General features: G+C 34.2%; 16 protein-coding genes. 10 read left to right on the top strand and 6 right to left on the bottom strand.

Annotation, left to right across the window (positions count from 1 at the left end; genetic code table 11):
- Positions 1–4: 4 nt before the first annotated feature.
- The 4 genes from H7355_RS02410 to H7355_RS02395 all read right to left on the bottom strand — a co-directional run bounded on the left by H7355_RS02410 (position 5) and on the right by H7355_RS02395 (position 3,624).
- Complete coding sequence (locus tag H7355_RS02410; protein WP_186644733.1) at positions 5–523, bottom strand: hypothetical protein; 519 nt, start codon at positions 521–523, stop codon at positions 5–7.
- A 107-nt stretch (positions 524–630) separates the two neighbouring features.
- Positions 631–2,172 carry a GH3 family domain-containing protein gene (locus tag H7355_RS02405; protein ID WP_186644731.1) on the bottom strand — a complete coding sequence of 514 codons (1,542 nt, stop codon included), beginning with the start codon at positions 2,170–2,172 and terminating at the stop codon, positions 631–633.
- 114 nt (positions 2,173–2,286) lie between these two features.
- Positions 2,287–2,988, bottom strand: coding sequence for a YggS family pyridoxal phosphate-dependent enzyme (locus H7355_RS02400; RefSeq protein ID WP_186644729.1), 702 nt, complete (start codon positions 2,986–2,988; stop codon positions 2,287–2,289).
- 24 nt (positions 2,989–3,012) lie between these two features.
- Positions 3,013–3,624 (bottom strand): Maf family protein, encoded by a 612-nt coding sequence (locus H7355_RS02395; RefSeq protein WP_186644727.1) that lies wholly within the window; start codon positions 3,622–3,624, stop codon positions 3,013–3,015.
- A gap of 115 nt (positions 3,625–3,739) precedes the next feature.
- Here H7355_RS02395 and H7355_RS02390 point away from each other — a divergent pair, with 115 nt between their 5' ends.
- From H7355_RS02390 to H7355_RS02370, 5 genes are all read left to right on the top strand, one after another.
- The gene (locus H7355_RS02390) at positions 3,740–6,733 is read left to right on the top strand and encodes a chemotaxis protein CheA (protein ID WP_222435641.1); all 2,994 of its coding nucleotides are present in this window, start codon (positions 3,740–3,742) and stop codon (positions 6,731–6,733) included.
- Positions 6,714–7,322: a chemotaxis protein CheW gene (locus H7355_RS02385; protein WP_130608880.1), complete on the top strand. Its 609-nt coding sequence runs from the start codon at positions 6,714–6,716 to the stop codon at positions 7,320–7,322. The genes H7355_RS02390 and H7355_RS02385 overlap by 20 nt, the downstream gene beginning before the upstream one ends.
- The gene (locus H7355_RS02380) at positions 7,294–7,638 is read left to right on the top strand and encodes an OB-fold nucleic acid binding domain-containing protein (RefSeq protein WP_186644725.1); all 345 of its coding nucleotides are present in this window, start codon (positions 7,294–7,296) and stop codon (positions 7,636–7,638) included. Before H7355_RS02385 ends, H7355_RS02380 begins: the two co-directional genes overlap by 29 nt.
- The gene (locus H7355_RS02375; RefSeq protein WP_186644724.1) at positions 7,635–9,161 is read left to right on the top strand and encodes a hypothetical protein; all 1,527 of its coding nucleotides are present in this window, start codon (positions 7,635–7,637) and stop codon (positions 9,159–9,161) included. Before H7355_RS02380 ends, H7355_RS02375 begins: the two co-directional genes overlap by 4 nt.
- Positions 9,162–9,304: 143 nt before the next feature.
- Complete coding sequence (locus tag H7355_RS02370; protein ID WP_186644723.1) at positions 9,305–10,435, top strand: DUF2786 domain-containing protein; 1,131 nt, start codon at positions 9,305–9,307, stop codon at positions 10,433–10,435.
- A gap of 43 nt (positions 10,436–10,478) precedes the next feature.
- Here the strand turns inward: H7355_RS02370 and H7355_RS02365 are convergent, their stop codons facing one another.
- The gene (locus H7355_RS02365) at positions 10,479–11,663 is read right to left on the bottom strand and encodes an MFS transporter (protein ID WP_186644722.1); all 1,185 of its coding nucleotides are present in this window, start codon (positions 11,661–11,663) and stop codon (positions 10,479–10,481) included.
- 177 nt (positions 11,664–11,840) lie between these two features.
- Here H7355_RS02365 and H7355_RS02360 point away from each other — a divergent pair, with 177 nt between their 5' ends.
- From H7355_RS02360 to tssK, 3 genes are all read left to right on the top strand, one after another.
- Positions 11,841–12,641, top strand: a complete 801-nt coding sequence (locus tag H7355_RS02360; RefSeq protein ID WP_186644721.1) for a substrate-binding periplasmic protein — start codon at positions 11,841–11,843, stop codon at positions 12,639–12,641.
- A gap of 588 nt (positions 12,642–13,229) precedes the next feature.
- Positions 13,230–14,405 carry a hypothetical protein gene (locus H7355_RS02355; RefSeq protein ID WP_186644719.1) on the top strand — a complete coding sequence of 392 codons (1,176 nt, stop codon included), beginning with the start codon at positions 13,230–13,232 and terminating at the stop codon, positions 14,403–14,405.
- A gap of 103 nt (positions 14,406–14,508) precedes the next feature.
- Entirely contained in the window at positions 14,509–15,840 is a 1,332-nt protein-coding gene (gene tssK / locus H7355_RS02350; RefSeq protein WP_186644717.1) for a type VI secretion system baseplate subunit TssK, read from the top strand.
- A 3-nt stretch (positions 15,841–15,843) separates the two neighbouring features.
- Here tssK and clpB read toward each other — a convergent pair whose 3' ends face one another.
- Complete coding sequence (gene clpB, locus H7355_RS02345; RefSeq protein ID WP_186644712.1) at positions 15,844–18,447, bottom strand: ATP-dependent chaperone ClpB; 2,604 nt, start codon at positions 18,445–18,447, stop codon at positions 15,844–15,846.
- 253 nt (positions 18,448–18,700) lie between these two features.
- On the opposite strand from clpB, the gene H7355_RS02340 reads away from it, so the two are divergent.
- Together H7355_RS02340 and H7355_RS02335 are read left to right on the top strand one after the other, a co-directional pair.
- Complete coding sequence (locus tag H7355_RS02340) at positions 18,701–19,966, top strand: ABC transporter permease (protein ID WP_186644711.1); 1,266 nt, start codon at positions 18,701–18,703, stop codon at positions 19,964–19,966.
- A 16-nt stretch (positions 19,967–19,982) separates the two neighbouring features.
- Positions 19,983–21,236, top strand: a complete 1,254-nt coding sequence (locus H7355_RS02335; protein WP_186644710.1) for an aldo/keto reductase — start codon at positions 19,983–19,985, stop codon at positions 21,234–21,236.
- Positions 21,237–21,254: the final 18 nt, after the last annotated feature.

The raw sequence follows: 21,254 nt of genomic DNA, 5'->3' as shown, positions 1-21,254 counted from the left end.
TGTGTTAAAAAATATAAAATACACCACCATCATTTGGGAAATCAGGGTAATTCATATTTGGGCAGGTAGTTGATCTTAAATTTTTTCTAGATGTGTCAAATGTGTCAGGATTATTTTTGTCTCCTAGATAATAAGAAAAGCTGATATAGCCAAATTTAAACGGCAAATATTTAATTCCTTTAACGTGAACACTGGTATATTTAGTACCTAATTTTTGGCATTGCAGTTTTAATTCATTACAAAACAATTCTACAGTTTTTAGATCAAATTTTTCAGTATTTACATTGGCACTGAGTCCTGTGTGCCCTCTTTTATTGATATAGTGATCACCGTTGATCCAAGTACCTTCGTGGTTGATTGGTATAAATTGATTGCCAGTGCCCCAACGAGCATGTTCCATTTCAGTGATAGGTGGAGCCCAGCCCCAATCATCTTCATCATTTGGATTAACACAAGCTAAAAAACCACCGGCAATGGCATTTAAAGGGACTAAATAAGCAGCAACTAAGAACAGTTTGAACACAATCAATCTCCCTTAAAAATATATAAAATTGTTAAAATACCAAATTTATATTTTAGGGATTTATAAAAATATGTCAAATTATTTATTAAATTATTTTTAATAAATAATTATAAATGCTTTTCCATATTTGGGATTTTTTCGCGCCAAAAGGCATCAAAATCACTTTTATTCGGGAAAGCATTTTTCATTTTAAATTGTCCTTGACCACTTCCTTGTATAAAATATTGTTTAGTTAAATAAGCTGGAACAATTCGGACAGATGGGGATTGGATTGCACCGCTTTCCAATCTTTTATTTTTGTAATTTTGTGATGCCTCCATCATCAATTCATCAAGTAAACATTGTATCTGAAAATGAGAAATATTTTTTAGATTATCAGAACATAAAATCCATTCATAACGAGGTTTTTGATCATATATTTTAGGGTAAACAAAGAAATGATCGATTACTTTATTGAGTTTTTGTTGTAAACCTGCAATCACTTGCAAAATTGAATTTTGTGATACTTTCTCTGAAGCTATATTAAGTACAGCGTCTTTGCGACCTAAGACTTTGTAACAAATTCTTGGATCTATACTGAGAACTTTTATACTGTCTTTCATCGAGTATTGTAACAAACCACACATATTTGAAATATTAACATTGTACTCTCCTCCTGCTTTTAATTCATCGAGGGCCAGAGGAGTAGAATTCGGATGATCGACGTCGGTAAAAGAGAAAACAACATGCTCAGGAGTTGGTGTAAAAGTATGATTACCATGAGAATATTCAGGTATTTCATAACCCATTGGTCCTTCTGTTGCTGCATAAGCTCCCACGCAACTGACTTTATGTCCAATGGCATTAAACAAAGCTTGTTCATAATTTTCAATTGGAGTGCCCGAATAACCAAGAACTTTTAAGTTTGGCCATATTTCATTTAAACTTTGTTTTCCACTAATATTTAAAATATCGTGAGCTAAATTTAATATATGACATGGAAGTCCAAAAATCATTTGAACATCTTTATTTTTTGTTTCATTATAAATTCTCAAAGAGCGTTCACTATAATCTTCAATCATAAATGCTTTTTCCGAGGGATATCGCCCATTTTTTAATTCATCTGGAGGATTAACACCAAGAATTCCGCTTAAATATCCTTGGGGGATAGAGTCGATGTTTCTTAAAAAAGGTCTTGCTCCTAATGAAATATTAATAGAATTCATCGATATATTTGGTGAGCATGCAGACATAATTGAAATCAATTCACATTGAAAAATTTTAAAAATTTCAAACATTTCATTGCTGCAAGGAATGATTTTACTGACACCTGTTGTTGCTGAAGATGTCAAATAGAAAACCGGACGACCTCTAAAGAGTTGCCCAGAATGGCCATCAATTGTTTTTTTAATATAAGGTTCAAAAAAAGAGAATTCTTGTATTGGAATCTTTTTGATGAATTCTGAAACATTATCTATTTTATCTAATCTAAGAGCTTTATTGATTTCAGTTCCTTCGACTTGTGCTTTAATTCTTTTGAATGCATTCTGTTGTGCTAGCATAGGATTTTCAATACTTGAAAAAAGTTTTTTTCTAAAGCTATTGATTTTTTCACATTGGATATTATTAAATGCTGTATTGTTATTTGCATTATTATATAAGTTTTCCAAAATAAACTCCTCTAATTTTTTAATCTTAAGAACTATACTATTTAAATAATTAATAGCAGAAAATTTAAAAATAAAAAATATAAAATGAATTTTTTTGAGAGTTAAAAATAATTATTATTTTCTTCTGCCAAAAATCGCAGTACCGATTCTTAACAGAGTGCTTCCATGCTCAATTGCAATTTCGTAATCGGAACTCATGCCAAGTGATAAAATATATTTTTCTTTTGGTCGATTTGAAAAAGATTTCCAAAGATCTTCAGCATTCTTTGCAAACTCAGCATATAAATCACGGAGGCGGCTTTTGTCATTTTCTTCTGGTCCAATGCCCATAAATCCAGAAAAATCCATTTTTTGTGAATGTGCAAGCATACCACAAAGTTCTTTTGCATTTTCAAATGGAATACCAGATTTATTTTGATCGCTTTTATCAACCTGCAACTGAATAAGAACCTTTACTTTATTTTCTAAAGGAGATTTTTTTTCAATTTCTTTCGCTAAATTTAATTTATCAAGAGAATGTATACAATGTATGTGAGAATTGATTGATTTTGCTTTATTTGTTTGAATATGGCCAATTAGATGCCACTTTATATTCGGTAAATTGCTTAGAGCTTGGCTTTTTTCTTGCCACTCTTGAATATAATTTTCTCCAAAATTTTCTATTCCACATTTATAAGCTGCTTTTATACTTTCTAAGGTATGATGTTTGCTGACTGCAACCAATTGAATATCATTTGGATTTCTTTTATACTTCTGAGCTAAATATTTAATTTTATCTTGAATTTCTTTTATGTTTTTCTCAATATCATTTTCCATTTTAATATCTCTCTATTAAAATATTTAATCGTCGATTTGAGTATAGGTTTCAATTCCTGCAAAGTCTTTGAGATCAAGCAGCACTTGGCTTAAAGGGAGACCCATGACATTTGTATAACTTCCTTCAATTTTTTCAATAAATCCCATTGCACGCCCTTGAATCCCATAAGCTCCTGCTTTGTCAAAAGGTTCACCTGTTTTAATATATGCATCAATTTCTCTTGCACTTAAATTTCTAAAAGTAACAAAAGTTTCAATCACTCGAGAAACGATTTCTTTTTTATTTTGAAAAAGAGAATACCCACTTAAAACGAGATGTGTGCTGCCAGAAAGTGCTTCAAGCATTTTTTTTGCATGCTCTTTATTTTGTGGTTTTTCGAGAATTTTATCTTCATGTGTGACTACAATTGTATCTGCACTTAAAATAAAATCAGCACTTAAAGTTTTTTCCGAAACTGCTAATGCTTTCTCACGTGCATTTCTTTTGACATAGTCGTGTCCCCCTTCGTTTTCTAAAGGTTTTTCTTCAATATCAGCAATCACAATATAAAATGGGATACCGCTTGCTCTAAGCATTTCCTTACGACGTGGAGACGCACTTGCAAGAATTAATTGTTCATTTTTAATCTTTGTCATAATTTACCGCCAAATCCCTAACTCTAAAAAATGCATATACATATAATGCGTTTAAAATACGAATATATGGCATAAAACGCTTATGCCCTTAACGGGTATACATACGGGGGACAATGTGTTCTACGGTAACAAGAAAGTTTTTATCCAAACACCTGATGATGCATCATCTGACAACAGTCTTGCCGAAGAATTAAAAAACGAAGCCACTGAGCTTGTGGAACGATTAGCTGGTCTATGCCAAGGTTTTCAAGAGCACCTTATTGCCAATGAAGAAGTTCCTTTAGAAGAAAGCCAAGAACTTTTTAGGACTTTGCACACTCTAAAAGGTCTTTCGCAAATGGCCAACCTGAATGAAATGGTGGCCACAGCCCATGCTGTTGAAGATTATATCGAACTTGTCCGTTCAGAAAAAGTAAAGCTTGTTAAAGAAATTATTGAACTTGTCTCCGATGCTCAGAATGTTTTTGAACAAGTTTTTAAAGCCTTTCCAAAGGCGATCGATCCCGATGTGTTGATGGAAGCAGAAAGGGTTGCTCACGAATTTCACCAACGAACTGAAGTGGTTAAAGGTGGAGGTGCACCAGCCGCAGCCCCTGCAGCCACACCACCTGCGGAAGCTGCTCCTGCTGCAGCGGGTGGAGGAGATACTCTTGCTCTCACAGCAGAGGAAAATGCCGCCTTTGAAAAATTTAAAACCCGTGCTGAATTTTTATTTTCGTTGGTTTTACCTGCTGATAAATATAAAAGTTTAGATGAATTAAAATCAGGAAAGCATGTAGATGATATTTCTCGGGTGGGTGATTTCATTATTATAAAACACTCCCCACAGGGTTCTCTGCTTGTCTTTGCCGCTGAGCTTGATGAAAAATCTTTGTCAGGTATGGCAGAAGCTGAAGTTAAGAAACTTGAAAAAGATCCTAATTGTTTAAAAGCCTTAGGAGCACCTTGGGACACTTTGGTTTTTTCAGGATCCGCAGCACCTGCTACTGCGCCTGCGGCCGCTGCCCCACCCCCACCTCCAGCCGCTGCAGCGCCCGCTGCTGCCGCTGGGCATGGTGGTGGGGGAGATGAAGATGAGCAACCCGAAGATTTTGATACGAAAAATCTTTCAGGAGCCAATGCCGTCGACGTTCCCGATCTCGATCCTGAAATGCTGCAAGATTTCCTTTCGAATGCAGACGAACTGCTTGAGAATTTAAGTCAAGCCATGCTGGATTTGGAAGGCAATCCAGAAAGTAAAGAAGCGGTTGAAAACATTTTCAGAAATGCCCATACAATTAAAGGGACTTCTGGGATGTTTGGTTTTCGGGCGATTGAAAAAGTCACCCATAAAATGGAGAATCTATTTGATCGCATTCGGAAAGGAAATCTTAAGGTAACACCCGCTTTAATGGATGGACTTTTCTTTGGTCTAGACCGCATTCGTAGCATGTTTGAAGCTGTAAAAGCGAATAAATCTTCTGAGCAACCGATCAACGATGCGTTGGAGAAAATCCGGCTTGCCGTGTCAAAAGGGGGAGGAGCATCTGCTCCGGCAGCAGCCCCAGCCGCCGCACCCGCAGCAGCCCCTGCTGCAGCCCCGGCCGCCGCACCCGCACCCGCTGCGCCCGCTGCAGCGCCTGCAGCAGCACCAGCCGCCGCAAAACCTGCACCCGCAGCAAAGCCCGCCGCAGGAGGGGATAAGAAAAAACCAGACGAGAAAAAAGCTGAAGGAGGAGAAGCCGGAGGAACCATTCGTGTGGACCTCAAACGTTTGGACAGTCTTGTGAACTTAGTAGGTGAACTTGTTATTGATAGAACACGTTTTGCTCGTATTGAAGAAGAATTGCGTGGCAATGGAAACAGTGAACTTGGCCACTCGATGAGTGAAAGTGTGCTGCTTTTCGGGCGGCATATGAATGAAGTTCAAAGCATTATAATGAAAATTCGCATGGTTCCTGTTGGGAATGCATTCTATAAATTTACTCGAGTTGTTCGTGATTTGTGTAGACAAATCGGTAAAGAAATAGACTTGCATATAATCGGTGGAGAAACTGAGCTTGATAAAACACTGGTTGAAGAAATAGGAGATCCTCTTGTTCACTTAATCCGTAACAGTGTTGACCATGGGGTAGAACTTCCTGATGATCGGGAAAAACTAGGTAAAGCCAGAAAAGGAAATATACATTTAAAAGCAAGTCAAGATGGAAATATGATCGTAATTACGATTCAAGATGATGGAAAAGGGCTTCAGGTTGAAAAGCTAAGAAGTAAAGCAATCGAGAGAGGACTCATAAAAGAATCTGATCATCTGACTAATAAAGAAACATTTAATTTGATCTTCGAGCCAGGATTTTCGACTGCTGAAAAAATCACTAATATTTCAGGTCGTGGCGTGGGAATGGATGTTGTTAAAAAAAGTATTGTTAAGTTAAAAGGGATTATTGAGCTCGACAGTGAAATAGGAAAGGGTACAACAACCACAATTAAACTTCCACTTACATTAGCAATTATTCCTAGCTTAATGGTAGAAACACGAGGAGAAAGTTATGCAATTCCACTGGTAAATGTGATTGAAAGTATTCGCATTCGTCCAGAAGATGTGCAGAAAATGGGCACCGCTGATTTTGTTAAACTAAGAGATCGGGTTTTGCCTTTGTTACGTTTAACCGATGTATTTGAATTGCAAATGATGTCTGAGTTACTTTGGTATTCTGTTTCCGACATACAGAGAATAAAACATCATGATGATGAAGAAGTAAAAACAGATAAAGATAGCTTAGGTAATCCAGTAGAAAATAAAGAGAAAAAAGTAGAAGCTCCACCACCAAAAACTCCTACAGTTATAAATAATGCTTCATTTCGAGCGCGACATACAAAACCACGCATTATTTTTGTTGTCGTAGGAGTTGGAGAAAAACGTGTTGGTGTGATCGTTGATCAGCTGCAAGGTCAACAAGAAATCGTTATTAAATCATTGGGTCAATTGATGGGTAAAAGAAGAGGTGTTGCCGGTGGCTGTGTGCTTGGCAATGGTCGAGTCGCTTTGGTTCTCGACGTAGGCGAAATAATAGACGATTTTTCACAAACAAAAATGGGGTACTCAAACCGTGCTGCATTATCGAATTAAAAATATGCATGCATCAGGAGGAGATGCATCACAAGTTCAGTTACCTTATCAAGATGACACCACTAACAGTCAATATATCAATGACGTTACAGACGAAGGCGCCATTCAGACTCCTGGTGTACAACATATTGGTTTTAAATTGCACACAGAAGAGTTTTTGCTCCCAATGTCCCTTGTGCGTGAAATTATAATGCTGACAACAATCACTTTTGTGCCAAAGGCGACATTTTTAGTTGAAGGAATAATAGCGCTGCGTGGCGAAATCATGCCGGTGCTCAATTTAAGAAGGTTTTTAAAATTTGAACGTGGCAAAGCAGCTTCGACCACCCGCGTAATCATTTTGCAATGTGAATATGGTGGCTTCGGTGTTATTGTCGACGACATCACTGAATTTGTCCGATTGCAACAGACAGAAGTCGAATCTATCCCTCAGAACTTTTTCCCTGCTGAATATAAAATTTTAGCAGGTGTATCTAGGGTTGGCGATCGTATCCGTGGTATCATCGATATTAATAAAGTTGTAGATGAAATGACAGCAGATTTACAGAAGGAACAAGAGGATGAAGAGACTTCTTCACCTGAGCATTAGTTTTATCTTAATAATAAATTTGTTGGGTTGTGAACGGCGAGCGCGTCTGGTTGAAATCAAATTGCTCTTGCTGACGCCTGATGGATATTTTAATCAACCGATTGTTCTTTCTGGCAAGGTAAATGATATTGGTCCTGGTGGATTGTGGTTTATTTTAGAAGATAAAACAGGATACATACAAGTTACAACTGAAAATATTCCGCATCATAATGCATGTATAAAAAAAGGCAATGAAGTTTCATTGGGTGGTCATTTGGAACTATATGAGAATCATAAATATTTTTCGTTGAATACTTTGTTGAGGTGTTCGCATTGAAAAATAATTTATGTTTTTTTATTTTTTTTATTTTACTTTTATCTTCCTGTCGAAAAATTTCTTCAGACAATGAGCGGCAGTATTTTGTTTTTCAAGGATTAGCAAATAAAGATGTTATTTTATATAAAATAACTAAAGATGATAAGAAAAATAAAGTATATTATCCTATTATGAAAGTTTCAACCAATACGAAAGTTTTATTGCCAAAAGGAAAATATTTTTTAGCCAATGAATGTAGTTCTTACGAGTTCAATAATGAAAGTGAAAAAGAAGAAAAAGTTGTCTTAAGTCGTGTGAGTATAGTTTTAGGAAGTAAAAATATTGAGAAAAATCCTCTTGATCAAAAAGAAAATATATATAATAGTTATTGCATCGATCCCTTAGATGGAAAAGAACATTGGTTTATTAATAGAATGAATTTCGATATTCTACCTGGTAAAAATTCTCTGACTATTTCAGGGAGAAATATAGATCTGAATTTTCAAGCAGGATTATTTTCAGATAAAAAAATAGAACTTTGGCCTTTAAAACTTTCATCGCCAATAAATACGGATTCCAGTAAATTTTTTTCTTTGCCACTTGATTTAAATAAGAAAGATAAAAAATTCGTTATTTCAGCACCTGTGAATGGAACACTGTGGTTACAGGCAGGGCGATATCAAGTCGAAGTTAACGGTAGTAAGGAAGATATACAAATAAATTCAAATCCGTTAAATATAAAACTCGGAGTTCTAAGAATAGGATTGCCGCGGAATTTTCCAATTGAAGAGCGTTTAAAGGCAGGTGGACAACCTATTTTTGCCTATATAAATGAAAAAGTTTTATTCCGTTTGAATACTGATTATCCTGTGTTTCCAGGAAAGTACAGAGTGACTTTGGAAGGGACGGAAATTGAAAAAAATATCCAAGTGAATGAAGATGAATTAATCTCCGTAAAAACCCAAGGGGCCATGGTTGTATCACCACCATGCAGTGAAAAATATGAAAAATGTCGCCCTCCTTCAAGAGTCACAATTCATATGAATAGAATGCCTTTTGTTTTGATGACTGTTCCTGCGGATATGCCGTTTTTGGTATTTGATCAAAAATATGAATATGGAATTGAAGGGATCAAAGGGATATTTAAAAATCTTTATGCTTCAGAAGATTCTGTACGAGTGGATAAATTGGGACGGGTAAAAATAAAATGGGAGACACGCTACACAACTGGAAATACCAAAACAGATTTTGTCCGATTTGAGTCAAAGAGTATGAATATGTTTGGTAAGTCAATAGATATTATGTATTTTAAACCCGATGAAATTTATTTGCCGGAAGGAGATTATTGGCTCAGTTACTTTGTAGGGGATCAAAATTTAATTTTACCCAAAACGCGAGTAGATGTGTCACTTGTGGGTGGTATGACAAAAGAAGTTACAGTCCCTATTTATATGGAAAAGACTTCAGAAAATTTAACTGCAGAAAAAAATAAAGAAAATTCATCAATGAGCACGAAGACGACGTTATCTCCGATTAAGAACTAAAGACTTTAATTATTCTATGAAAAATAAAAATTTTTAATGTATTTTTAGGCAAAAAAATTTCTCAGTTTGCCCATATTTTGATACACAAATGGAATAAGTTCAAATGTAGTGTAAAATTGTATTTGGAGGTGAGTGAGGATTTTATGAAATTTCAAAAGATTAAAAATGATTTACGTACCCGTTGGACTTTACAACTTTATAAAGAATATGGAAATATTTGCTATCAATATGGTCTCTATCTTAAGAAACCTCTTATATTGATTGAAGATTTAAAGAGTACTTGGGGGAACTGGAATTCCCATGCAAAAATTATCACTTTGTCTACATTACTTATTGAAGAGTACCCATGGGAAGTTGTTATAGGTGTGCTGAAGCACGAAATTGCCCATCAAATTGTGACAGATGTGTTTTTTTCAAATGACAAACATGGAAAAGACTTTCAAAAAGCATGTGATTTAATAGGACTTCCCAAAGAGTTTTGTAAGTGCACCTTAGAGATTGAGCACAAGATATTGCATATTCGTAATGGGAAAAATGGCAGTGAAGATGAAAATATTCTTAGGAAACTAGAAAAATTATTAAGTCTAGCTCAATCTGCCAATGAAAATGAAGCGCTTTTAGCTATGGAAAAAGTTCAAGAACTTTATGCAAAATACAATATTAAAAGAATTCAAGAAGGAAAGGATTCAGAATTTTATTCACTTGTTGTGAATATTAAAAAGAAAAAAGCTCCAAGCACCTATGTTTATGTTACTTCTCTTTTGCAAGCTCATTATTTTGTCAATGTTATTTTTTCACAACTTTATGATCCTTTAGCAGATGATTCATTTCAGACCCTTGAAATATTAGGCACACGGCACAATGTGCTTATGGCAGAGTATGTCTTTCATTTTTTAGTTGAGCGGATGGAAGCATTATGGAAAAATTATCAAATAGAAAAAAAAGCTACTGCTCGACATAAAATGTCATATCAAAAAGGTCTTTTAGTTGGCTTTAGAGAAAAACTAGATCAATTGCAAAAAGAAAAATTAAAAAAGCAAAAACAATCTAAAAATAATTTAGATCCAGAGAGTGTGAATTCATTATTAGTTTTAGAAGACAAAAAATTACAAGATTTTACAAAAAAAATATTTCCACGTATTGTGCAGAAAGTCTCAAGTTCAAATCAAGTCTTCACAGAGCATTATGATAAAGGAAAAAAAGAAGGTGAAAAGATTATTTTAAATAAAGGTGTCACTCAACAAAATAAAGAAAAGCGTTATTTGAACTCTTAAGTACGAGAGTGGACTATAATTCATAATTTTTCGTGAAATATCTTTAACTAATTTCTTTTGGGTAATTTTTTATATTTCTTAATAAGAAAATAAATAAAATTAAGAATAAAATTCCAGAAAATATTTCAAAATAAGCTGCCCCGCGTAAAACTTTCACTGCCCCTATCTGGTCAGCGACTGCGGCTGCTCCAGCAGCAAGGGCCGCTCCGATCGAGTTCTTTGCCAATTGTATGATAGAAAATGCAAAGGGGCTGTATTTTTCTTCAAGGTCATTTTGCACTTTAGTTTCTACAAGAACGATGGCAATCGATCCCATCAGTCCCAAAATTGTGAATATTGCACAACTTAAGTAAAAATTTGTGCTTATCGTAAATAAAAAGACAAAAAGACCATCAAATATAACAAGAAACAAAATGGCTAAAGCCTCATTTTTTATTTTAATAAATATGGGTATAAGTGCCCCAATAACACCGCCAATTCCACAAACAGAAAAGAAAACTCCTGTGACACTGTTGTCACCATTGAATTTTTCTTTGACAAAAGGAAAGGTTAGTGGAGTTTGCATTTCGAGTATGATGACGACTAGACTATAACTCATTAATAAAAAAAGTACGATTTTCTTTGAGCATAGGTATTGAATATTTTCCTTAAAGCTAGCGCCTTTTTGTTTAACGACTTCTGCATAATTTCTTTTAATATTCTTAAAACTCAATAGGAAAAAAATTGGAACAGTGCTGAGAAGAGCTAAAATAAGACAGATATTTTTTAAACTAAAATAAGCTGCTGTGAGGCCGCCTAAAGCAGGGCCTATAATTAGAGCAATCTCGTTTAAAAAAGCTTTTTTACTGTTAAACTTTGTGCGTAAAGTGGGTTCAATCTGAGTTGCATCAAATGATTGCTTTGAAACAGCTATAACTTGATTGAGAATACCATTTAGGACAATTAAGCTGATTAAAAAATAAATATTCGTGTATAAAAAGTATAAAGAAAGAAGGGCTATTATTTTAATAACAGAGCAAGCATAAATATTTTTAAGTAGATTTGCCGATTTAAATAATTTTCCTGAGAAGAAACTGATTGCAATTGAAGGCAAAGTGATTGCCATAGCGATAAAACCTATTTGTCCAGCATTGCCATTGGCGTTATACACACCACCAATGATCGCTATATAATACAGAAAAGTGCAGATAGTTAGAAAACAATCTAAAAATATAAGTTTGTAGTACATGATATCCTCAACTTCAACAAATCAAAACTTTGTTCTTTATACAGGTTTTTATTTAAAAGGAAAGAGTATTTCCTATTATTAAAAAAATTAAAGCATTTTAGAGTTAAGTTTTAAACATTGCATTTTAAAAAAAATATTATATACTGAATTCAGACTTTATTGCAGGAGCATTTAAATATGTTAAAGTTTTTATTTGCGCTTTTTATTATAATGATTTTTCCTACCCAAATATTTGCATCAGAGCTGCCAAAATGTTTTAAAAAGTTTAATTTCTCCTATTTAGACTATGGTTTTATGTATGATATGAAAAAAGGAACCGGTATAGAAAAAGATTTACTGGATGAGATTAAAAAGCGTACACATTGTCAGTTTGAAAATGTCAAAATGACCCGTGCTCGTATGTGGATTTCATTTGCACACGGGGATCTGGATATCATGTTAGGTGGGATAAAAAATCCTGAAAGAGAAAAGGTTGCTTATATTTTTCCTTATGTAAAATTAAAAAATATGGCTTTAATCCGAAAAGATGCTAATGCGACAAGTATGGAAGATTTTATTGCCAATAAAAATTTACGTTTTGGAATTGTGCGAAGTTTTAAACATGGAAGTCAAACGCTTGATGATGACTTTCTTAAGAAACTTCAAGCAGCGAATAGAGTCGAAGAATTTGTTGATCAAGAAATTCTTTTCTTATATTTAAAAAATAATAAGATACAAGGAATTTTTTCTTCTAATATAATTTATAAAAAGCAATTTAAAGAAGATAAAAATCTGAATGATATTTTAAAGGTCGTCGATTGGATTCCAAAAGAAGAACCCTTTCATAGAGGGCTAATGTTTTCTAAATTAACATTTAATCAAGAAGAAGCTGATAAATGGCAAAAACTTATTAAAAGTGTGGTTCAGGATAAAACAATTTATAAAATATTTATAAAATATTTATCAAAAGAAGATACAAATAATATGATATTACAATAAGATAATTTGTATGACTCGTAGAACATTTTCTTCATTCTTTCCTTTTTTTGTCAACTTAAAAAATTCTCGTACACATACCAGTGTGATAAAAATGATCTTAGAAATAAAAAAACCCAAACAGAAGAAAATTCTAAACCAATTTTGACAAATACGGATCCACTTGCCCAGAGAAAAATAAAAATAGGAGGTATTTAGTATGTCTCTATCTTTTTATAATTACTCATTTTTTACCTTTTACGCTTTAAAACAAGCAGAGAAACTAAAAAATATATATCTCAACAAAAAAGTGATGGCAAATTTTTTTAGAGAAATTAAATCTACTCAATAGGACTAAAGATAGAAATAATATTTAATATTTTACAAAATATTCTAACTGAGGTCTATTTACTTTTTTTTAAACTTGACATATATTTCATGCGGGTATTCATACTCAAAGCTCTTTGTTTTATTAAAATAAGCGCCTTTTTTCTTTCAACAAATTTATATATTTACATTCATCTTTTCTATGGTTGAATAACTTTTTAAGTTATTTTTTGTGTATATTAATAGTAAAGGAAGAGTTTAATTATAGTGAAGAAGGTTTTTTAAATGATGAAAAATATGTTATTGATGTTTTTATTTGTTGTATTTATGGGTATGTCTTTAAATCTCTCTGCACATATAGCTAATAAAGAAGAATATAAAAAATATTCAGCCTATATTACAAATTATTTAAAAAATACAGTGGAACTTTGTAAAGTGAAAAAGGATGGCGTTTTTGCGCATTGTGAGTCCACAGGCAGTGGATTTCAGATGCCATATGCTATTGCCTTGCATAATAATTATGCTTATATTACAAATGATAATAATAGCGTAACTGTTTGTCATATTGAGCAAAATGCTAAGTTAACTCGGTGTGTATCCACAGGTACGGATTTAATCAGCCCTTTTGGCATTGCAATTTATAATAACTATGCTTTTATTTCTAGTTATCATAATAGCGTGAGAGTTTGCAGAATATTTGTTGATGGTAGTTTAAAAGAATGCCGAACCGAAGGTTCAGGTTTTAAAAATCCTTTTTCTATAGCTCAAAATAATGGATATGCTTATATCTCAAACTACAATGACACTGTTCCAAATAACTATCCAATAAGCTTTGGAAAAAACTCTATAAGCTCTTGCAAAATCAGTCCAAGAGGACATTTGACAGATTGTCAAAAAAATTCTGGTTTTCGCCTGCCAAACGGAATTGCTTTTTCTAAAGGCTATGCTTATGTAACAAATTTTTTAATCAACGAAGTGCGTAAATGTAAAGTAAATTTAAATGGCACACTCAGCGGGTGTGCTTCTACTGGTGAGGGGTTTCACCATCCAAATGGTATTGCAGTTCATGATGGATTTGCTTTTGTCTCAAATTATTATAAGAATACCGTACGCTCTTGTAAAATTGCTGATAATGCAGAACTGGTTGATTGCAAAACAAGCGAAAGCATGAATGGGTTTCGTAATGAAGTGCAGTACAATGGATTTAAATATACTGTGAATTATTATGAAAATACTGTTGATATTTTTGAAATTGGTAAAGATAATCTCTCTCATAAATCAAAAGAATCTGTCGGTGGGTTTCAAGGCCCAATAGGCATTGCCTTTTATAAAGACAATGCCTATGTGATAAATAATAACAATACGATTCGCTCATGTAAAATACGACTTGAAGATGGATATTTAAGCGCTTGTACCTTACGACCAAGAGAAAATCGCACGATGGGTATTGCTTTAAATTAAAAAATTTACATTTCGACTTGCAAGAAATAGTTACAATGATTATCTATAAAAAACTAAAATTTTAAAATTCTATTTTAGCAATTTTCATTGAGGATTATTTAAAATGAACAGCTCAAGATTTTCTGATATTCCTAAAAGAATTTGCATTGAAAGTTGTGCACTTTCATTGAAAGATATATTTATCAAAAATTTTGAAAACGAAGAACATATCAGAAAATTGCAAAATATAAAAAGAGAACCCAATTCATATGGCGTGTCAATGCTAAAATGGAGCGATAGTTATTTGTATTCAAATATCTTGTCTCTACTTTCCATAGAGTGCATTTTAGTAGATGGTTATGAGTTTTCTTATCAAGCAAAATATAAAAGCAAATTATCAATAGATTTAAATAAACTCAATCTCAATTACACAGAAAAAAATTATGTTTATCTTACAGTTATAAGCTTAACTAATGTTTTTAATAACAAAAAAAAAGAGCAAAATGACAACATACCTGTTTATTCGTTAGATTTTGTGAGCTCAGGAGATTTCACATATCAGTTCTATACATATGCTGACCATGCATTCTTAACGGTAGGTCAAAATATTCCTTCATATGGCTCTAGCTTACCAATTGCACTCTTGAAGAATGAAAATGGAAAAATACTTTTGGACGATTATGTTCCTCCACTTTTAAATATTAAGAACAATGATCTTATTATAGATTCAAGTTATAAAATATTAAGCAGTCTCAATAAAATTCTTTTTCAACTTAATGAAGATATTTCATATGTGCATAAATATAATGATATTTTGTATTGTAATGAATGGCAAAATAAAAAAAATATATTATTAGAATGTATTTCTGCTTTGGAAAATATATTAAACTCTCCTAGCACTAAACCGTGTGATTTTTACTTGGAATGTTGCAAAATACTTGCACAGTTGTCGGCAATAAATCCTACAATACCACTTCCTTTGTTTAAAAAATATGATCATTCAAATTTATTAGAATTGCATTCGGATCTTTACCATATAATGGAAAATATTTTAGAAAAAGAATTTCCAGAGAATTTTAAGCTCTATAAATTTAATCGAAAAGAAAATTATTTTTATTTTACTATTCCCAAAAAAGAAAAGAAAAATTATAAAATTGCTTTAAAAAAACCTAGCAATGGACAAATCGATGGTCTGCTAAGATGGATGCGCTCTGCTCTTATCTGTGAAAGTTCTGAATTAAATTCTTTAAAGGAAAAAAGAGCGCTTGGTTTTGAGAGAAAACTTGATGAACGTTTTTTGGGAGTGAAATTATCAGAGTATTATATTACATTTGAAATAGAAGTTACTACTGACCAAAACGACTTGTCTGAAAAAACTTTAATTATTTGTCAGACAAGCCGGAATTTGCATGATTTTGAACCTGAGGAAATTATTTTATGTCTTACTCAGGATTAAAAGTTATCTTTTATGAAAGATAACTTTATGCTCACTGTTTTCATCAGCCAGTATCGTGTCGCCTTCGCTGAATTTCCCATCCAATAATTCTATAGAAAGAGGAACTTCTATCAGCTCTTGTAAAGATCTTTTCAAAGGACGTGCACCAAAATTAATGTCCCAGCCTTCTTGTGCAACCCGTTTGATAAGGGCTGGTGAAACGTTTAATTGCATATTTTGTTGAGATGACAAGCGAGCACTTAAACGTGCTACTTGGATGCTAACAATTTTCTCAATCACATCTTCACCAAGAGCGTTGAAGATAACAGTTTCATCGATACGATTTAGCAATTCTGGTCGCATATGATTGAGCAGCTCTTTCATAACAGCTTGCTTTAATTTTTCGCCGTTGCGTTCATTTGCTGGTTCTTCAAGTATCCGATGCGCACCGATGTTGCTTGTCATAATAACAATGCAATTTTGAAAGCTGATTGTGCGACCTTGGCCATCGGTTAAGCGCCCATCGTCGAGCATTTGCAACATGACATTAAGAACTTTGGGATGAGCTTTCTCGATTTCATCAAATAAAACAACGCTGTATGGCTTTCTGCGAATGGCTTCTGTCAACTGTCCACCATCTTCAAAACCAACGTAACCAGGTGGCGCACCAATTAAACGAGATACGGAATGTTGTTCCATATATTCAGACATATCTATGCGTATGATAGCTTTTTCGGAATCAAATAAGCTTTTTGCCAGAGCTTTCGCTGTTTCCGTTTTACCTACCCCCGTTGGCCCTAAAAAGAGGAATGAACCCATGGGTTTGTTAGGATCTTTTAAACCGCTGCGGCTGAGGCGGATGGCATTTGCCACCGCTTTCAAGGCATGATCTTGGCCAACTACACTTTCGCGTAATTCATCTTCTAGTTTTAATAGGCGTTGGCGTTCAGCGGCAAATAATTTATTCACTGGAATGCCTGTCCATGTCGAAACAACAGCTGCAATATCGTCGGCATCGACTTCTTCTTTGAGTTGGACAGAAAGTTCGTCCCGTTTATTTTCATCGTTACCTAAGGAATTTTGAGTGAGATCACGCAGGCGCTGTTGAAGTTTAGGCATTTCACCGAACTTAATTTCGCTTGCACGAGCATAGTCCGCGTGGCGTTCGTATTCTTCCATTTTGACACGCGCTTGTTCGATTTCCTTTTTGAGCAAGTTAATTTCATTGACACTGCCCTTTGCAGATTGCCATTTTTGATGCAGTTTTTTTGCTTCTATTTCAAGCTCTTTTAGCTGATTTTCAATATCTGATTTGCGTGTGAGCGCTTGAGAATCTGTTTCCTTAGAAAGGGCTACCAATTCAATTTTATATTGAGAAATGCGTCTTTCAATCGTGTCAATCTTTTCAGGCACGCTGTCGAGTTGTATTTTGAGACGGCTGGAAGATTCATCAATTAAGTCGATAGCTTTATCCGGCAAAAAACGATCGGGAATATAGCGATCGGAAAGGGTCGCTGCTGCTACTAAGGCATTGTCTTTAATACGAATTCCGTGGTGGATTTCATAACGTTCTTTTAGCCCGCGCAATATTGTGATTGTGTCTTCAACGCTTGGGGGATTGACCATAACGGGTTGAAAACGGCGCTCAAGAGCTGGGTCTTTTTCAATAATACGATATTCATCAAGAGTTGTTGCACCTATGCAGCGTAGCTCTCCTCGAGCAAGAGCTGGTTTAAGCATATTTCCAGCGTCCATAGCGCCGTCACCACCGCCTGCTTTTACCATGGTATGAATTTCATCAATAAAAAGAATTATTTTGCCAGAGGCATCTTGAACCGCTTTTAAAACAGCTTTGAGTCTCTCTTCAAACTCTCCACGGAATTTGGCGCCAGCAACCAAAGCTGAAATATCAAGGCCTAACAGTTTTCTATTTTTTAAGGTTTCAGGTACGTCACCACGAATAATGCGTTGAGCAAGTCCTTCGGCAATTGCGGTTTTACCCACTCCAGGCTCACCAATTAAAATAGGATTATTTTTAGTTCTACGTGATAATATTTGAATAACTCGTCTGACTTCACTGTCTCGGCCAATAACAGGGTCAAGTTTATTTTCTTCAGCAAGTTTTGTTAAATCTCGAGCATATTTTTCAAGCACACCTAGTTTATTTTCTGGATTTTGATCTGTCACTTTATTATTGCCTCTTATACTTTGCACTGCTTTTTTGAGAGTATCTAAATCAAGATTATATTTTTTAAATAAGTTCGATACAGATGTTTGTTTACATATTGGAGCAGCAATTAAAAAATGTTCTACCGAAATAAATTCATCTTGGAATTCTTTTTTAATTTTTTCAATTTCATCAAGAAATGAAGATAAAAAAGAACTTGTTTGTGGTTCTGCCCCACCAGAAACTTTAGGTAAATTGTCTATAATTTTTTTAAATTCATTGGCAAAAAGTTGAGTTTTTAGACCAAGATGTTGAAAAGTCATTTTGACGATTTCTTCATCACTAAAAAAAATTGAGTAGAGAATATGTGAAGGGGTGAGTTCAGGATTTCCATTTTTGCGAGCAAGAGAATGGGCTTCATTGATTGCATTTTGAGCGTGGGTTGTAAAATTGTAAGCCATGAGCAAGATCTCCTTATATTTTGTAAAAATCACAATAAGTTAATTAGCTAAGCGCTGACTATCGTGTTTTCTCACAACATAAAAGATTTATCTCTGTGCTGATTTGTCAAGGTCTGGCCGCCGCGCTAAGCTCAAAATCTTTTTTAGTGTGATGTGGCTTCCTGTCTGAGAAGAATATGTTAAGCCTATCTGGATGATGTGTGTCCCAATAAAAAAGTGGATGGAAGTTGATTGTCGCAAGAGGTCGAAAATAGTGAACTTAATTACAAGATTAGCTTTTAATTTTATTTGTAAAAAAAATTCAAAAAAGTTGAGTTTTACTTCCCTTGTTTCTATTTTAGGAATAACTTTTGGAGTAGCTGCTTTTTTGGTTGTTATTACTGTGCTAAATAGTTTTCAAGCAGAAATTAAAAATATAATTTCGATGGTCAATCCAAATCTTATCGTATTTTCTCAATATGGAATTCAAGATGTAAAAACTACAGAAAAAGAATTAAAAAAACTCATTAAAGTACCAATAGAAGGTATGAGTCCGTTTATTTATCAAGAATCAGTTATGGGTCTGGGTCGACAAACATCATCTGTGTATATAAAGGCAATGAAAGGAACAGAGTCTGCCTCAATAAAAGAATTAAATAAGTTTATTTATCCAAAAAACGCATTGGATTCTATAAATATAGCTAGTAAATTGATCGATAATTTTCGTAATACACTTGACCCTGGTAGCAATCCTTCTTTATTACCTCATGTCATTTTAGGCAAAGAACTAGCTGAAGAACTCGATGCCAAGGTTGGTAGTACTGTTACTTTAATGACTTTTGGAGCCGGAAAAAGTGCATTGGGTGTTCGCTATAATAAACTATATGTCACTGGAATAGCTGCAACAGGACTATCAGAGTATGATCGAAAAAATGTTTTTATGAATTTTCAGGATGGTGTAAATTTATTTGGCAACGAGGGGTGGGCAAGTGGAGTTGAAATTAAATTAAAAGATCCTGCTCTTGCTTTGCAGGTTTCAAAAGATTTACATGGAAAAACTCCTTATAATGTTGTTGCATGGCAAGAAATAGACACCGGTCTTTTTGAACAAATTGAGCGTGATGGAACTTCAATTAAATTAATTGTTCTTATTATTTCTTTTGTTGCGGGTTTTAATATTATTGTTGCATTGAGTTTAACAGTTATCGATCGATCAAAACAAATATCTTTATTAAGAGCTCTAGGGGCTAAGAAAACTTTAATAATAAGTACATTTGTTTATTCTGGGCTTTTTCTTGGGATTTTAGGATCCACTTTAGGTGTGCTTTCTGGGCTTATCCTATTGAAAGTATTTTCAGGAATATCTCTTGGAGATTTTCAAAAATTTTACTATCTGGAAAAAATCCCAGTGCAAATCGACTCGCAACTCATCATATTTGCATTTATTACATCTATATTGTTATCATTTTTTGGTGCGCTTTACCCTGCATGGAAAGCATCTAAAGTTTCCCCCATGCATGGTTTAAAGCAAGGAAATTAGTGGAAAGGAATTTGGAATGGCTTTACTCCCTGGATATGCAACTGCAATAAATACAAAACCTTCAAAAAACTCGCTCGGAAGATTTTTTGAGTCGCGTAGAAGGACATTGTATAAGGGTGGTCCAAGCGTTACTCCTGTGGGTTTTGGTTCTTATCGCATAGGTATGTCGAAAGGTCTAGGTTATCCAGAGTGTGGCAATGCTCTTGAATTGGCTTTAAAAAAAGGTTTGAATTTAATCGACACAAGTACGAATTATGGCGGTGGGCAATCCGAAATGCTCATTGGGAAAACCTTAAAGAAATTGATCTCAGAAAATATAATTTTGCGTGAGAATATTGTTGTCGTATCGAAAGTGGGCTACATACAAGGCAGTAATATTGAACTCGCAAAAGCAAAAGAATTACAAGGTAATGGTTTTAAAGAAATAAGTAAATTTGGGGAAGAGACTTGGCATTGCATACATCCTGATTTTATTTTGGATCAAGTCGAACGTTCAAGAAGTCGCTTGGGATTAGAAACTATTGACGTGTATTTGTTACATAATCCTGAATATATGTTGAAAAAATTTGAGCTTGAAAAGATGGAACAGCAAGAAGCTCTTACAGTATTTTATTCGCGTATACGCGAAAGTTTTCTTACCCTCGAAAAATTAGTCAGTGAAGGCAAAATACGTGCATATGGTATCAGCTCTAACAATTTAGGCGCACCCCAAGAGGAATATTCTTCTGTCTCAATTAAAAAAATGCATGAAATTGCTCTCTCTATTTCGCCAGAACATAATTTTAGAGTTGTACAAATGCCAATGAATTGGCTTGAAGTTTCCCCTGCATTTTATGATGTCGAAGAAATTGGCGAGTCAACTCTTTCCTATGCGCAGAAAAACAATATTGGTGTTATGCTGAATCGACCATTTAATGCCATGTTTAATGATGGACTTATTCGTTTAACGCGACCACAAATTTCACAAGAGGACTATGAAAAACTTGATGACGGAATGAAAAAAGGTCTTGAAAACTGGACACAACTTTCTTCCGACCTAGAGCGGCTTGCAAAAGAACAGCTTGCCGATGTGCCTGGCTACGATGATGCCACTCTTTCTCAATTTGTTGTTTCAACGCTTGCATGGGTTCCAGGAGTAACGAGTGTATTGTGTGGAATTCGAAAAGAGAAATATGTGGATGATGTTGAGCAAGCTTTGGCACGACCTTCTTTGCCAAGGGCGCGGGAACATTTAAGAGGTATTTATGAAAACTTGGAATTTAAGTGTTAATAATATTTTTTTAATCCA

It is taken from the genome of Fluviispira vulneris (assembly GCF_014281055.1).
Classification (GTDB): Bacteria; Bdellovibrionota_B; Oligoflexia; order Silvanigrellales; family Silvanigrellaceae; genus Silvanigrella; species Silvanigrella vulneris.
The sequence above is the reverse complement of the archived record's forward strand: the minus strand, read 5'-3'. Positions and strand labels throughout refer to the sequence as shown.